Annotated in this window: 18 protein-coding genes and 1 other annotated feature; of the genes, 16 read left to right on the top strand and 2 right to left on the bottom strand. The window is 54.3% G+C overall.

All coding sequences use genetic code 11. From position 1 onward, the window contains the following. Positions 1 to 124 precede the first annotated feature (124 nt). From radC to pheA, 16 genes are all read left to right on the top strand, one after another. The gene (radC, locus tag A0V43_RS10955; RefSeq protein ID WP_015375501.1) at positions 125 to 805 is read left to right on the top strand and encodes a RadC family protein; all 681 of its coding nucleotides are present in this window, start codon (positions 125 to 127) and stop codon (positions 803 to 805) included. Between the two features lie 157 nt (positions 806 to 962). Then, positions 963 to 1,985 (top strand): rod shape-determining protein, encoded by a 1,023-nt coding sequence (locus tag A0V43_RS10950; protein WP_011232093.1) that lies wholly within the window; start codon positions 963 to 965, stop codon positions 1,983 to 1,985. A gap of 19 nt (positions 1,986 to 2,004) precedes the next feature. Next, positions 2,005 to 2,871 (top strand): rod shape-determining protein MreC, encoded by an 867-nt coding sequence (gene mreC, locus A0V43_RS10945; RefSeq protein WP_015375500.1) that lies wholly within the window; start codon positions 2,005 to 2,007, stop codon positions 2,869 to 2,871. Beyond that, positions 2,868 to 3,386, top strand: a complete 519-nt coding sequence (gene mreD, locus A0V43_RS10940) for a rod shape-determining protein MreD (RefSeq protein WP_015375499.1) — start codon at positions 2,868 to 2,870, stop codon at positions 3,384 to 3,386. Before mreC ends, mreD begins: the two co-directional genes overlap by 4 nt. 40 nt (positions 3,387 to 3,426) lie before the next feature. Further along, on the top strand, positions 3,427 to 4,119 hold the full coding sequence (minC, locus tag A0V43_RS10935; protein WP_033024110.1) for a septum site-determining protein MinC: 693 nt from the start codon (positions 3,427 to 3,429) through the stop codon (positions 4,117 to 4,119). Positions 4,120 to 4,121: 2 nt separating this feature from the next. Continuing rightward, on the top strand, positions 4,122 to 4,928 hold the full coding sequence (minD, locus tag A0V43_RS10930; protein ID WP_063193081.1) for a septum site-determining protein MinD: 807 nt from the start codon (positions 4,122 to 4,124) through the stop codon (positions 4,926 to 4,928). Positions 4,929 to 5,187: 259 nt separating this feature from the next. Then, the gene (locus A0V43_RS10925; RefSeq protein ID WP_063193080.1) at positions 5,188 to 5,955 is read left to right on the top strand and encodes a M23 family metallopeptidase; all 768 of its coding nucleotides are present in this window, start codon (positions 5,188 to 5,190) and stop codon (positions 5,953 to 5,955) included. After that, on the top strand, positions 5,948 to 6,808 hold the full coding sequence (locus A0V43_RS10920; protein ID WP_063193079.1) for a site-2 protease family protein: 861 nt from the start codon (positions 5,948 to 5,950) through the stop codon (positions 6,806 to 6,808). Before A0V43_RS10925 ends, A0V43_RS10920 begins: the two co-directional genes overlap by 8 nt. 374 nt (positions 6,809 to 7,182) lie before the next feature. Next, positions 7,183 to 7,262, top strand: a sequence feature (ribosomal protein L21 leader region). Between the two features lie 14 nt (positions 7,263 to 7,276). Next, complete coding sequence (gene rplU / locus A0V43_RS10915; RefSeq protein WP_011232086.1) at positions 7,277 to 7,585, top strand: 50S ribosomal protein L21; 309 nt, start codon at positions 7,277 to 7,279, stop codon at positions 7,583 to 7,585. A 2-nt stretch (positions 7,586 to 7,587) separates the two neighbouring features. After that, complete coding sequence (locus tag A0V43_RS10910; RefSeq protein WP_020756216.1) at positions 7,588 to 7,917, top strand: ribosomal-processing cysteine protease Prp; 330 nt, start codon at positions 7,588 to 7,590, stop codon at positions 7,915 to 7,917. 15 nt (positions 7,918 to 7,932) lie between these two features. Continuing rightward, positions 7,933 to 8,223: a 50S ribosomal protein L27 gene (gene rpmA, locus A0V43_RS10905; RefSeq protein ID WP_011232084.1), complete on the top strand. Its 291-nt coding sequence runs from the start codon at positions 7,933 to 7,935 to the stop codon at positions 8,221 to 8,223. Between the two features lie 170 nt (positions 8,224 to 8,393). Continuing rightward, positions 8,394 to 8,942 (top strand): sporulation initiation phosphotransferase B, encoded by a 549-nt coding sequence (locus A0V43_RS10900; RefSeq protein WP_015375495.1) that lies wholly within the window; start codon positions 8,394 to 8,396, stop codon positions 8,940 to 8,942. A 21-nt stretch (positions 8,943 to 8,963) separates the two neighbouring features. Beyond that, positions 8,964 to 9,089: a hypothetical protein gene (locus A0V43_RS20800; protein ID WP_257722289.1), complete on the top strand. Its 126-nt coding sequence runs from the start codon at positions 8,964 to 8,966 to the stop codon at positions 9,087 to 9,089. A gap of 91 nt (positions 9,090 to 9,180) precedes the next feature. Next, a complete protein-coding gene (obgE, locus tag A0V43_RS10895; RefSeq protein WP_011232082.1) occupies positions 9,181 to 10,479 on the top strand; it encodes a GTPase ObgE in 1,299 nt (432 codons plus the stop codon). 16 nt (positions 10,480 to 10,495) lie between these two features. Then, positions 10,496 to 10,939 carry an ACT domain-containing protein gene (locus A0V43_RS10890; protein WP_011232081.1) on the top strand — a complete coding sequence of 148 codons (444 nt, stop codon included), beginning with the start codon at positions 10,496 to 10,498 and terminating at the stop codon, positions 10,937 to 10,939. 21 nt (positions 10,940 to 10,960) lie between these two features. Next, positions 10,961 to 11,809, top strand: coding sequence for a prephenate dehydratase (gene pheA / locus A0V43_RS10885; RefSeq protein ID WP_011232080.1), 849 nt, complete (start codon positions 10,961 to 10,963; stop codon positions 11,807 to 11,809). A 108-nt stretch (positions 11,810 to 11,917) separates the two neighbouring features. Here the strand turns inward: pheA and A0V43_RS10880 are convergent, their stop codons facing one another. After that, positions 11,918 to 12,457 carry a transcription repressor NadR gene (locus A0V43_RS10880; RefSeq protein ID WP_013144620.1) on the bottom strand — a complete coding sequence of 180 codons (540 nt, stop codon included), beginning with the start codon at positions 12,455 to 12,457 and terminating at the stop codon, positions 11,918 to 11,920. Between the two features lie 15 nt (positions 12,458 to 12,472). Beyond that, positions 12,473 to 13,597, bottom strand: a complete 1,125-nt coding sequence (locus A0V43_RS10875; RefSeq protein WP_063193078.1) for an IscS subfamily cysteine desulfurase — start codon at positions 13,595 to 13,597, stop codon at positions 12,473 to 12,475. Between the last annotated feature and the right edge of the window lie 16 nt (positions 13,598 to 13,613).

Below are 13,613 nucleotides of genomic sequence, written 5' to 3'. Positions count from 1 at the left end.
GGCGGCCGCTGTCTGGAGCTTTTTGGCAAAAGGACGCCCCCGCAAACGGATTCTGCTGTCGTACCGAGGGGCGGTTCAAGCCTCTCCATCTTTCGATGAAGCAAAACAAAAAAGGGGGAGTATGATGGCGTGGATGATCCGCGATGTGCCGAAAGACAGCCGGCCGCGTGAACGGCTGCTGTCATCAGGGCCAGAAAGTTTATCCGACCATGAACTGATCGCCATTTTGTTGCGCACGGGTACGAAGGAGGAGTCGGTCGTGCAGCTTGCCCAGCGTCTCCTTCGCCATTTTGAGGGGCTGAGGCCGCTCAAAGACGCAACGGTCGAAGAAATGACGAACATCAAAGGGATCGGGCCGACGAAAGCCGTGCAAATTTTGGCGGCGCTCGAGCTCGGCCGACGCATCCACCAGTCCGGCTGCGCCGACCGCTATGTGATTCGTTGCCCGGAAGACGGAGCGAAATACGTCATGGAAGATATGCGCTTTTTATCGCAAGAACATTTTGTCGCCATTTATTTAAATACGAAAAATCAAGTCATCTACCGCAAAACGGTGTTCATCGGCAGTTTAAACGCCTCGATTGTCCATCCGCGCGAAGTGTTTAAAGAGGCGATCAAACGTTCCGCCGCCTCAGTCATTTGTGTGCATAACCATCCTTCTGGTGATCCGACTCCAAGCCGCGAAGACATCGATGTGACGAAACGGCTCGCGGAATGCGGGCGCATCATCGGCATCGAACTTTTGGACCACCTCATCATCGGCGATCAAAAATTCGTCAGTTTGAAAGAAAAAGGCTATGTCTGACGGTTCTCATTTTTTGTCGAATCAGTTATAATATCAACTATGGGTTTTTCCGAATCCGTTCGGGCGGTGTTGTACAATTTATAAATGACTTGGCATCTGATCCATGTTGTCAATAGAAAATCATATGCATTTCGTTTCGGAAAGGAAGATCGATCATATGTTTGGAATTGGGACGAAAGATCTCGGGATTGATTTAGGAACAGCGAATACGCTCGTTTATGTGAAGGGAAAAGGAATCGTTTTGCGCGAGCCGTCGGTTGTCGCCATTCAGCGCGACACGAAGCAAATCGTCGCCGTCGGCAATGAAGCGAAAAACATGATCGGGCGCACGCCGGGCAACATCGTGGCGCTTCGTCCGATGAAAGACGGCGTCATCGCCGATTATGAAACGACGGCGACGATGATGAAATATTTCATTCGCAAGGCCGTCAAAACGAAAGGGTTGTTTGCCAGCAAGCCGTATGTGATGGTATGCGTGCCGTACGGCATCACGGCCGTGGAGGAGCGCGCGGTCATCGATGCGACGCGCCAGGCTGGAGCACGCGATGCCTATACGATTGAAGAACCATTTGCGGCCGCGATCGGGGCCAATTTGCCGGTGTGGGAGCCGACCGGGAGCATGGTCGTCGACATCGGCGGCGGTACGACTGAAGTGGCCGTGATTTCGCTCGGCGGCATCGTGACGAGCCAGTCGATTCGCATCGCCGGCGATGAAATGGATGAGGCGATCATTCAATACATCCGAAAAACGTACAATTTGATGATCGGAGAACGGACGGCGGAGGCGATTAAAGTCGAGATCGGCTCAGCCGGAAATCCGGAAGGAATCGGAAACATGGAAATTCGCGGCCGCGACTTGCTCACTGGGCTGCCAAAAACGATCGAAATCAGCGCCGAAGAAGTGGCTGAGGCGCTGCACGATACGGTCTATGCGATCGTCGAGTCGGTGAAAAACACGCTCGAAAAAACACCGCCGGAGCTGGCGGCTGACATTATGGACCGCGGCATCGTGCTGACAGGCGGCGGCGCTTTGTTGCGCAATTTGGACAAGGTCATCAGCAAAGAGACGGACATGCCGGTCATCGTCGCGGAAAATCCGCTTGATTGCGTGGCCATTGGCACCGGGAAAGCGCTCGACCACATCGACTTGTTTAAAAACAAGGCGAGAGACCATCGCTGACGGTAAGAAGGTGTGACGCATGCCACAGCTTTTTGGGAATAAGCGTCTCATTTTTTTGCTCGTCAGCATCGTCATCCTTGTCATGTTGATCGGCTTTTCCCTGCGCAGCCGCGAAGAATTGACGTGGCCGGAGCAGTTTGTAAAAGATACGGTCGGTTTTGTTCAGCTTCTGTTTGGGAAGCCCGCCCAGCAAGTCGCGGGCTTCTTTGAAAATGTGAGCGATCTTCGCCGTACATATAAGGAAAACGAACTGCTGAAGGCAAGACTTGAGGAATATGCGGCGCTTGAGACCGAGGTCGAGGCGCTGCGGCAAGAAAACGAACGGCTGCGCGCGTTGCTCGATAAAAAAGAGAGCTTGCGTGATTTTGTTTCGATTCAGGCGACGGTGATCGGGCGGAACCCGGATCGTTGGCGGGAAACGATCATCATCAACAAAGGCGAGCAACACGGCGTGAAAAAAGATATGGCCGTCATCACCCCAGCGGGGCTTGTCGGCAAGGTGCAGCACGCTTCCCAATTTACGTCCACTGTGCAGCTGTTAAGCGCGCTTGACCAAAACAACCGCATTTCCGCTTATATCCAAGGAAAGGAAAACGTGTTTGGGTTGATCGAAGGCTACGATGAGAAGCGGCGCGAGTTGCTGCTCGGAGAAATTCCGATTGACGCCAAAGTGGAAAAAAGGCAAAAAGTGTTGACTTCCGGCCTTGGCGGCGTGTTTCCGAAAGGACTGCCGATCGGTGAGGTGACCGAGATCAAGCCGGACCAATACGGATTGACGAAAGTCGTCTATGTCAAGCCGTTTGCCAACTTGTATGATATTGACGACGTCATGATTGTGAAACGAACCATCGATGCAGCACTGCAGGAAAAGGAGGAGGCAAAGTGAACAAGTGGCGTCTCCCTTTCCTTGCGGTGTTATGTTTTGTGAGTGAGAGCCTTTTTGTTGATGTATGGCCAAAAGGCGACTTGTATGTCCACTATTTTTTTGTTCCCCGGTTTTTTCTTGTTTTTCTCGTGTTCACAGCGATGCATTTCGGCGGGACGCGGGCGATGGGGTACGGGTTCATCTTCGGTTTTCTGTACGACTGCGTCTACACAGAGCTGCTCGGTGTTTATGCGTTTGCCTATACGCTTATCGCCTACTTGGCGGGCAAAGCGATGAAATGGTTCCACCAAAACTGGTTCGTTGCATCGCTCTTGTCGCTGCTTTCCATTGTGCTGCTTGACAGTTATGTCTACGGCATCCAGCTGTTGATCGGGCGGACCGATTGGTCGTTTTCTGTTTTTTGGGACCGCCGTCTATGGCCGACGCTGCTTCTGAACGTCGCGTTTTTGCTCGTCTTTTCGTACCCGCTCGAACGGCGATTGGCCAAAATTCGCCGGTTTGAGCAGGAAGAATAAAAGAGGAAAAACGGCCCGTTTTGTAGAATTATTCGTTGGGGTGAACGTTGTGGCGAAACAAAAGCAGCAGTACGTGACGATTAAAGGGACGAAAGATGGGCTGACGCTGCATCTCGATGACCGCTGCTCGTATGACGATTTATTGAAAGAAATCGAGGAGCGGCTTGTCAAACAAGCTGGCGTCGCGCCAGACAGCCCCCTTGTCTCTGTTCATCTGAAAATGGGAAACCGCTATTTGACGCCTGCCCAAGAGGAAGAGGTGCGTGCGCTCATCCGCCGTTCAAAAAATTTGGTCGTCGATTCGATCGAAAGCAATGTCATGTCGAAAGCAGAAGCGATAGAATGGATGAGAAAAACGGAAATTGTGCCCGTTTCGCGCATTGTCCGTTCGGGGCAAGTGCTTCATGTCGAAGGGGATTTGCTGCTGATCGGCGACGTGAACCCTGGCGGAACGGTCATTGCCGGAGGCAACATTTTCATTCTCGGCGCCTTGCGCGGCATCGCCCATGCCGGGTATGCCGGCAATAAACAGGCGATCATCGCTGCATCGGTCATGAAACCGATGCAGCTGCGCATCGGCGACATCATGAGCCGAGCGCCCGATTCGAAAACGGATGAAGGAAATGAAATGGAATGCGCCTATATTGATGAGCATAACCAAATTGTTGTCGACCGCCTTCAGCTGCTGATGCATTTGCGGCCGAATTTGACGCGCTTAGAAAGGAGAATGTGACCGTGGGAGAAGCGATCGTCATCACTTCCGGAAAAGGCGGCGTCGGCAAAACGACGACGACCGCGAACCTTGGGACGGCCCTCGCCATTCTAGGGAAGCGGGTGTGCCTTGTCGACACCGACATCGGGCTGCGCAACCTCGATGTCGTGCTTGGGCTTGAGAACCGAATTATTTATGATTTGGTCGATGTCGTGGAAGGGCGTTGCACAGTGCAAAAAGCGCTTGTGAAAGACAAGCGGTTCGATAACTATTTGTATTTGTTGCCGGCCGCGCAAACGAGCGATAAGTCGGCGGTCAACCCCGCGCAAATGAAACAGCTCATTGAGGAGCTGAAACAGGAATACGATTATGTGCTCATCGACTGTCCGGCTGGAATCGAACAAGGCTATCGCAACGCTGTCGCCGGCGCAGACGAAGCGATCGTCGTCACGACGCCGGAAGTGTCGGCGGTCCGCGACGCCGACCGCATCATCGGCTTGCTTGAAGCGGAGGAGCACGTCAAACCGCCGCGCCTCATCATCAACCGCATTCGCAGCCATATGGTGAAAAACGGCGATATGTTGGATGTCGACGAAATCATCTCGCATTTATCGATCGAGTTGCTCGGCATTATCGCCGACGATGAAAACGTGATCAAAGCGTCGAACCGCGGCGAGCCGATTGTGCTGGACCCAAACAGCAAAGCGTCGATCGCCTTCCGCAACATCGCCCGCCGCATCCTCGGCGAGTCGGTGCCGCTGCCGCCGCTTGAGGAAGAGGAGAAGGGGTTGTTTTCAAAGATTCGGAAAATATTTAGTTTGAAATCATGAAGTTGGCGCAAGAAGGCCGTTGAATGGGCCTTCTTTTTTTATTCATATTGTTGTGCCGTTTGGAATTCCTGATCTGTAACAACGGAAGCAGATGGTATCGATCGGTTGCGGCGCTCAGCCGAAACGTTGGTGTGAAACCGTTTGAGGGATTTGTTTGCGGACGTGTTCGGCGAGGCGCGGCGAAAAACGCTCGTTCATATTCCATGAGGTTGTCTCATAAATTAGTACAAACGTTGTTGGAAAGGTGGAGGGGGGACGTATGGATCGACGCGTCCGTGAGATGAAAAAACGCATTGAAAAACGAAGAAGGGAACGTCAATATAAGGGGCAGGATCCAAAAGAATCTAGATGGAGCGCCGCTGATGAGGAGCGGTACGGGCTGCCGGTCGTCACGTATGACCGCTATTCGTTTGAATCCGCTCCCCATCCGTTGTTCCGCAAAGAATGGTTTTTATTCAAAACACTCATCGCTGCCTGTCTCGTGCTCGTGACGGCCATTTTGTTCCGGCATCCGTCCGCTTCCCTCGAGCCGGCGCGGCAGTTTATTGCCCGGACGATGGAAACCGAGTTTCAGTTTGCGGCCGTCTCAGCCTGGTATGAAAAAACGTTCGGTGAGCCGCTCGCTTTTTTTGCTCCGAAAAAGGAAGAAAAGGTGAAAACGGCTTCATCCTATGCAGTGCCGGCTTCTGGACGGATTCTCGAAAGTTTTGAAAAAAACGGGGAGGGTGTGACGATCGAAACCGAGAATGGAGCCAAAGTGGAGGCGATGAAAGAAGGGATTGTCACCTTTGCCGGTGTGAAAGACCGTCTCGGCAAAACGGTCATCATCCAACATGCGGACGGCACGGAGACGTGGTATGGACGTTTGGGGGCCATTTCGGTGAAATTGTATGATTTTGTCGAAATGGGGCAGGAAGTTGGCACGGCCGAGGCGAGCGAGGCAAATAAACAGAAAGGGCTGTTTTATTTTGCGATTAAACAAGGAGATGAATTTATCGATCCGATTCAGGTGATTTCCTTTGAATAAGTATATGGCGCTGCTCGGGAAGCTGCACGTCCACCCGCTGTTATGGCTGATCGGCGGCATCGCGGTGCTTACCGCCCATTTCAAGCAGCTTTGCCTGCTGTTTTTCATCGTCCTCGTTCATGAGCTCGGCCATGCGGCGGCAGCCGCGTTTTTCTCTTGGCGGGTGAAGCGGATTTTGCTGCTGCCGTTCGGCGGAGTGGCGGAAGTCGAAGAGCACGGCAACCGGCCGTTTGGCGAGGAGTGGATCGTGACGCTCGCCGGGCCGGCCCAGCATCTGTGGCTCACAGCGGCGGCGTTTTTTTTGTGGAAGGCCGGCATGATGGATGGCGGGAGCTGGGAGCTCTTTTTTCGCTACAATGCGGCCATTTTCGCTTTGAACTTGCTGCCGATCTGGCCGCTGGATGGAGGCAAGCTATTGTTTTTGCTGCTGTCCTACCGCCGCCCGTTCAGCGAAGCGCACCGGAACACGGTCGCCATATCGGCCGCCGTGCTTGCTGTCGGCGTCGTTCTTTTGTTTGTGTTGGCGCCGCGCCAGCTTGATTTATGGGCGATCGCCGCCTTTTTGGCGCATGCTCTTTGGCAGGAGCAAAAGCAGCATCCGTATGTCGTTATGCGCTTTTTGCTTGAGCGGTATTATGGAAACAAAGGCGGCTATACAAAGCTGCGGACGATTACGGCGCCGGCGGACGAACGCATCTCGGCCGTGCTGCAGCGATTTTACCGCGGACAAAAGCATGCGATCATCGTCGTTCGCGACGGGCGCGAACGGGCGACGCTCGATGAAAACGAGCTGCTGCATGCGTTTTTTGCCGAAAAGCAAGCCGATGCGCCGCTTGGCGCTCTCATCTATTGATCGCGGCTATAGATAGATGCAACGAAAAAGTTTCACATATCCTTGATGGAAAAGTTGCTTATCTATGTTTTTGACTGTCGGAGGCAAGCCTGTGGTTTGGGAGGCCGAACGACCGCTCGCTTCACAGACCCATACATGGGTCTGAAAGCGGCGTTGTTCGGTCGCTCGACAGTCGATCCAATGCTCGGTAAAAGCTGCAAATGTGAAAGCTTCAAATGGCATCTATATAGTCGTTTGCACCGTTTCATCATCGCCCGCCGGGGGACGAAGATGACGGTTGACGGCCGGCCGTTTCTATGTTACGATAGATGACGTTGTAGACTTTTTGTCCTGCCAACAAGGGCAAAAGAGGGCGGCTGTCGCAAAAAGACGCACCCGCACTACAACCGCTCAGCGCGGGCGATGAAGCGCTCCGTCTTGGGCCGCCTTGGCGCTGGCGAGTCTGAGTCCATGAAGGAGGTGCGATGCATGTACGCAATTATCGAAACTGGCGGCAAACAATTGAAAGTCGAAGAAGGCCAAGAAATTTACATCGAAAAATTGGATGCGAATGAAGGCGATACGGTCACGTTTGACAAAGTGCTGTTCGTCGGCGGGGAAACGGTGAAAATCGGCAACCCGACGGTCGAAGGCGCAACCGTGACGGCGAGAGTGCAAAAACACGGCCGACAAAAGAAAATTATCGTCTTCAAATATAAAGCGAAAAAGAACTATCGCCGCAAACAAGGCCACCGTCAGCCGTACACGAAAGTCGTCATCGAAAAAATCAACGCGTAACGATGATCCGCGTCACGATTGAACGGGAAGCGGACGGCCGCATCCGCGCGTTTACGATGGAAGGGCACGCCCATTTTGCGAAACGCGGGCAGGACATTGTATGCGCCGGCGCTTCGGCGGTCTCGTTCGGCACGATCAACGCCATCGAGACACTTATTGGCGTAAGCCCGCATGTTTCGCTCGGCAAAGACGGCGGCTATCTCCGCTGCGAGCTTCCAAAGCTGGAAGAAGCGGCGGCAGAGAAAGTGCAGTTGTTGTTGGAAGCGATGGTCGTTTCGCTAAAGACGATCGAACGCGATTACGGAACATTTATCCGCGTGACATCCATCTAGCGGGAGGTGACTGCCATGCTGAGACTTGACCTGCAATTTTTTGCTTCGAAAAAAGGGGTCGGTTCGACGAAAAACGGCCGCGACTCGATCGCGAAACGTCTTGGCGCAAAACGGGCTGACGGTCAATTCGTCACCAGCGGTTCGATTTTGTACCGTCAACGCGGAACGAAAGTCCATCCGGGCTTGAACGTCGGCCGCGGCGGCGACGATACGCTGTATGCGAAAATCGACGGCATCGTCCGCTTCGAGCGGCTCGGCCGCGACCGCAAACGCGTCAGCGTCTACCCGGTCAGCCAAGAAGCGTAATCGATGTGAAAAAACTCTAACCGTTCGGTTAGAGTTTTTTCTTTTTGGCGTAGAAAAATCGTTCCCGTTCAATGTCAAAAAATGTTATAGTAAAAGTACATGCCTCCCCCATGGAGGCGGAAGTCCAAGCGAGGCAGGGAGCCTACGCTTAGTGGATAGGGGAGCGTTGGATGGAGAAGCGATGGACTGTCGTTGAGGTGATGCGCCATGCCCGCCATGACTGGCTGAACAAAATCCAGCTCATCAAAGGGCATTTGGCGCTCAATAAAATCGAACGGGTGCAGGAAATCATTGAAGACATGATCGCCGAGATGCATCAGGAAACACGGTTGACGAACTTGAAAGCCGAGCAGTTCGCTGAGCTTGTCATGACCTATAACTGGGAGCCGCGCCCGCTTTTTCTTGAGTATGAAATCACGGACGGCGAAGCCGATTGGTCGCGGTGCGATGAGCAGCTGACTGAATGGTGCCGCCAATTTTTTCACCTGCTTGAAGCGCAATCCGATGAGCGGACAGAAAACCATTTATGTTTGTCCATTGAGCTGTCCGACCGACGGGCGGCGCTGTTTTTGGATTATTGCGGCACGTTTCGAGACGGCGAAGCCATTCGCACTTGGCTTAAGCGCTGCGAACCATCACCGCCGCTTCGGCTCGCGTCGTTTGCCGTTGGCGAGGGCGAATTGACGGTGGAGCTTGAGCTTTTGGCGGCGGAATCTTGACCATTGGTTGGACGAAGGAAAATGGAAGGCAAAGCTTATTTTGCCCTAAGAGGTGCGAACGAATCGATCCAATCGGACCGAAAAGCGGCGGCTGGGCTTGAGCCGTCCCGCCAGCCCGCAGACGGCCGGTGCTTGCGTACATATTGACATCATGGAATCGACTCTGTATACAATAATAAGTATTAGTCATACTCATTTCGCCATGATACCATGATGGAAGCGAATCGGAGGAACAGCCATGTTTGTTGATCAGGTGAAAATTTATGTGAAAGGCGGGGACGGCGGCAACGGCATGGTCGCGTTCCGCCGGGAAAAATACGTCCCAAAAGGCGGGCCGGCCGGCGGAGACGGCGGCAAAGGCGGCGATGTCGTCTTTGTCGTTGATGAAGGGCTGCGGACGTTGATGGATTTCCGCTACCAGCGCCATTTTAAAGCGCCGCGCGGCGAAAACGGCATGTCGAAAAACCAGCATGGCAAAAATGCGGAAGACTTGATTGTCAAAGTGCCCCCAGGCACCGTTGTCATCGATGCGGATACGAACGAAGTGCTCGCCGATTTGACCGAGGCGGGGCAGCGATTTGTCGTTGCCAAAGGCGGGCGCGGCGGGCGCGGCAACACCCGATTTGCGACGGCGTCCAACCCAGCGCCGGAAATTGCGGAAAACGGCGAACCGGGCGAAGAGCGCAACATCATTTTAGAGCTGAAGCTTCTCGCTGACGTCGGGCTGGTCGGGTTTCCAAGCGTCGGCAAATCGACGCTGCTGTCGGTCGTCTCCGCAGCCCGTCCGAAAATCGCCGAGTACCATTTTACGACGCTCGTTCCGAACTTGGGCGTTGTCGAAACGGAAGACGGGCGCAGTTTTGTGATGGCCGACTTGCCGGGATTGATTGAAGGGGCCCATCAAGGGGTCGGGCTCGGGCATCAGTTTTTGCGCCATATTGAACGGACGCGTGTCATCGTCCATGTCATCGACATGGCGGCGGTCGAAGGGCGCGATCCGTACAACGATTATCTCGTCATCAACGAAGAGCTGAAACAGTACAATTTGCGCTTGACCGAGCGGCCGCAAATTGTTGCCGCCAATAAAATGGACATGCCGAACGCCGAAGAAAATTTGCGCCGCTTCAAAGAGAAAGTCGGCGATGCGGTGCCGGTCTTTCCAATTTCTGCAGCGACAAGACAAGGAGTGCGCGAGCTGTTGTTTGCCATCGCCGACCTGTTGGAAACGACGCCGGAATTCCCGCTTCATGAACGGGAAGATCCGGCCGTGCAGCGCGTCGTGTACAAATATGAAAAAGAGGAGCCGCCGTTTACGATCACCCGCGCCAGCGACGGAGCATTCATTTTGGCGGGCGACAAAATTGAAAAGTTGTTTAAGATGACGGATTTCTCGCGCGAAGAATCGGTGCGCCGCTTCGCCCGCCAGCTGAAGGCGATGGGGGTGGATGATGCGCTGCGCGAGCGCGGCGCGAAAGACGGAGACACGATCCGGTTGCTTGATTACGAGTTCGAGTTTGTCGACGACTGGGATGAATAGAGCGGGGGAAGATGCGGTGGAGAAAAAATTTTATTTGGTGCGCGAAGACGTCCTGCCGGAAGCGATGAAGAAAGTCGTGCTCGCGAAACAGCTGCTTGAGCGGAAAAAAGCCGCCTCGGTCGCCGAGGCGGCGCAGCTCGCCAACATCAGCCGCGGTGTGTTTTACAAATACCGCGATGCCATTTTTCCGTTCCAAGCGGTGACGAAAGAAAACATCGTCACGCTCTTTTTCCATTTAGAAGACCGCTCCGGAACGTTGTCACAGCTGCTTGGCGTTGTGGCGGCGGCCGGCTGCAACGTGCTGACCATCCATCAAACGATTCCGCTTCAAGGGAGGGCGAACGTGACGCTGTCGGTCAGCACAAACGATATGAACGAGGAGATTGATGAGCTCCTCGCTAAGCTCAAACAGCTCGAATTTGTCGAAAAAGTGGAAATTGTCGGTTCGGGAGTGTATTAAAGCAAGGGAGAGGCAAACGAGATGAAAATCGGTTATTTAGGACCGAAGGCGACGTTCACCGAAGCGGCGGCTGCTCTTCTTTTTCCGTCGCAGCCGCGGGAGCCGTATGACACGATTCCCGATTGCATTGACGCCGCGGCGGCCGGAGAGATTGAAGCGGCCGTGGTGCCGCTCGAGAACGCCTTGGAAGGATCGGTCAATTTGACACTCGACTATTTAATTCACGAACAGCCGTTGCCGATCATCGGCGAAATCGTTGTGCCGATCGAGCAACATTTGATGGTGCACCCATATTTCACCCCGCATTGGCGCGAAGTGAAAGAAGTGTATTCCCACTCGCATGCCATTGCCCAATGCCGGAAGTTTTTGCATACGGTGCTGAAAGGGGCGAAGCAAGTGCCGATGACGTCAACGAGCGCCGCCGCGAAATTTGTGAGCGAGCATCCGCACTTGCCGGCGGCGGCGATCGCCAACCGGCTGGCGGCGGAAAAATACGGGCTGGTGATCGTGCAGGAAAACGTCCACGATTACGATTACAACCATACGCGCTTTATTGTCGTCAGCCGGCGCAAAGAACCGCTTTCGCCTGCTTCGCCTCTTTATGCTGGCGACAAGACGACCGTGGTCGTCATGCTGCCGCAAGACCGTCCGGGCGCACTCCATCAAGTGTTATCAGCGTTTGCCTGGCGGCGGCTCAACTTGACGAAAATCGAATCGCGCCCAGCGAAAACGGGCCTTGGAAATTATTTCTTTATTATTGACATCGACGCGCCGATGGATGACGTCCTCATCCCGGGGGCGATCGCGGAAATTGAGGCGCTCGGCTGCACTGTGCAGCTGTTGGGCAGCTATCCATATTACTTTGCTTGACACAGACAAAAACACGCGGGCGGTCTGCTGCCGTCCTCCTGTTCCTTTTTAGACGGCCCGCCGCGCAGTATTCCGCAGGGAATGAACCGATGTTCGGCCAGGTCCAGTTTACGCTTCGATGAGAAAGCCGGCTTGTTTCAAGGCGCGGCAGGCGGCGTCAAGCTTCACTGGTGAATCGGCTTCCAGCGTATGCAAATGGGTTCCGTCCGTCAGCTGCAACAAATACGACGATTTTGTCGCCTCGATTTTGGCGATGAATTGGTCGACTTCCAGGCGGTTGCTCACCATGATCGAGGCGGTTAAATCGCCGTAAACCGGATGCTCGATTTTGACGTCCTTGACTGTCACGCCGCAATCCACGAGCAAATACAACTCTTCTTTCGTCTGTTCTGGCGTATGGAAGCAGGCGACCGTCCTCGTGTACGTTTTGGCCGGTTCAGCCGGCTTTAAATACAAATAGCCTTGGCTTGTGGCGATGATTGGTTCGTTGCGCGCCTTTAACAGTGAAATGTCTTGGACGATCACTTGGCGGCTGACGTTCGTTTTCGCTGCCAGCTCAGCCCCCGTGAGCGGCGCTTCGCTTTCTTTCAACCATTGCAAAATGAGCTGGCGCCGCCTTTCCCCTAAAATTTTCTTTTCCTCTTTCACCTGCCATTCCTCCTTTCATGCCGATGTAAGTCGCTCCAATGTGGAAACGAACTGGTCGATCTCCGCTTCGGTCGTGGCCGCGCCCAATGAGACGCGGATGAATTGCTTCGCTTCTTCAGGCGTTTTCCCGACGGCGAGCATCGTCCGCGACGGCGCTTGCAGCCCGACTTGGCAGGCGCTGCCGGTGGAAATGGCGATGCCGGCGCGGTTGCATTCAAGCATCACAAGCTGCCCTTCGTACCCAGCGACGGACAAACCGATAATATGGGCAAGACGGAAATCGGGATGGCCTTCCACCGCCACCGGCAGCTGTTTGGCGGCGATGGCGTGAATCAACCGATTCCGCAGTCGTTCCAAACGCGACTGTTCGTCCGCCATTCGTCGATGGAGCTGCTGCGCGGCCGTAATGAAGGCGGCAATACCCGGTACGTTGATCGTTCCCGGCCGAAAGCCTGATTCGTGCGTCGCTCCCGGGAATACCGGCTTCCAATGCCGGCGCGGGTTGATGTACACAGCGCCGACCCCTTTGGGACCGTACACTTTATGGGCGGAAACGGATAGGCTGTCTAGTCCTATCTCTTGAACATCTAGCTGTATTTTAGCAAAAGTTTGCACGCAGTCGCTATGAAAAAGGACGCCGTGCGCCCGCAGGAGGCGGCCGATGTCGGCAAGCGGCTGAATCGTGCCGATTTCCGAGTTGGCGTGCTGGATGGAAGCAAGGATTGTCTTCGGCGTGATCGCCCGCTCCAAATCGGCAAGTCGAATGCGCCCGAATCGGTCGACGGGCAAATACGTGACCGTATATCCTTCTGTTTCCAGCTGTTTGAACAGGTGATGGAGCGAGGCATGCTCGATTTCGGTCGTGATCAGGTGGTTTCCCTTATGCCGGTAGGCGGCAGCTAGCGAACGGATCGCGAGCACGTTCGCTTCCGTTCCGCCGCTTGTGAAATAGATCCCTTCCGCTTCTCCGTTAATCATGGCGGCGAGTTCGCGCCGGCATAAGGCAAGCAGTTGTTTCGCTTTCGTTCCGATGTCATGCAAGCTGCTTTCGTTGCCAAAGTAAACGGACGCCGCTTCAGCGTAAGCGGCGATCGCCTCTTGGCACATTGGCGTCGTTGCCGCGTAATCCAAATAAATCATATTCCCCCGCCTTTGC

It is taken from the genome of Geobacillus sp. JS12, from assembly GCF_001592395.1.
In the GTDB taxonomy this organism is placed as follows: domain Bacteria; phylum Bacillota; class Bacilli; order Bacillales; family Anoxybacillaceae; genus Geobacillus; species Geobacillus zalihae.
Note: the sequence above shows the minus strand (reverse complement) of the source record. Positions and strands in the feature narration are given on the sequence as shown.

Bases quoted from the DNA above. Each gene is read 5' to 3' on its own strand.
- radC (WP_015375501.1), top strand. From the start codon at position 125: ATGGCGTGGATGATCCGCGATGTGCCGAAAGACAGCCGGCCGCGTGAA.
- A0V43_RS10950 (WP_011232093.1), top strand. From the start codon at position 963: ATGTTTGGAATTGGGACGAAAGATCTCGGGATTGATTTAGGAACAGCG.
- mreC (WP_015375500.1), top strand. From the start codon at position 2,005: ATGCCACAGCTTTTTGGGAATAAGCGTCTCATTTTTTTGCTCGTCAGC.
- A0V43_RS10925 (WP_063193080.1), top strand. From the start codon at position 5,188: ATGGATCGACGCGTCCGTGAGATGAAAAAACGCATTGAAAAACGAAGA.
- rplU (WP_011232086.1), top strand. From the start codon at position 7,277: ATGTACGCAATTATCGAAACTGGCGGCAAACAATTGAAAGTCGAAGAA.
- A0V43_RS10910 (WP_020756216.1), top strand. From the start codon at position 7,588: ATGATCCGCGTCACGATTGAACGGGAAGCGGACGGCCGCATCCGCGCG.
- rpmA (WP_011232084.1), top strand. From the start codon at position 7,933: ATGCTGAGACTTGACCTGCAATTTTTTGCTTCGAAAAAAGGGGTCGGT.
- A0V43_RS10900 (WP_015375495.1), top strand. From the start codon at position 8,394: ATGGAGAAGCGATGGACTGTCGTTGAGGTGATGCGCCATGCCCGCCAT.
- A0V43_RS20800 (WP_257722289.1), top strand. From the start codon at position 8,964: ATGGAAGGCAAAGCTTATTTTGCCCTAAGAGGTGCGAACGAATCGATC.
- obgE (WP_011232082.1), top strand. From the start codon at position 9,181: ATGTTTGTTGATCAGGTGAAAATTTATGTGAAAGGCGGGGACGGCGGC.
- pheA (WP_011232080.1), top strand. From the start codon at position 10,961: ATGAAAATCGGTTATTTAGGACCGAAGGCGACGTTCACCGAAGCGGCG.
- A0V43_RS10875 (WP_063193078.1), bottom strand. From the start codon at position 13,597: ATGATTTATTTGGATTACGCGGCAACGACGCCAATGTGCCAAGAGGCG.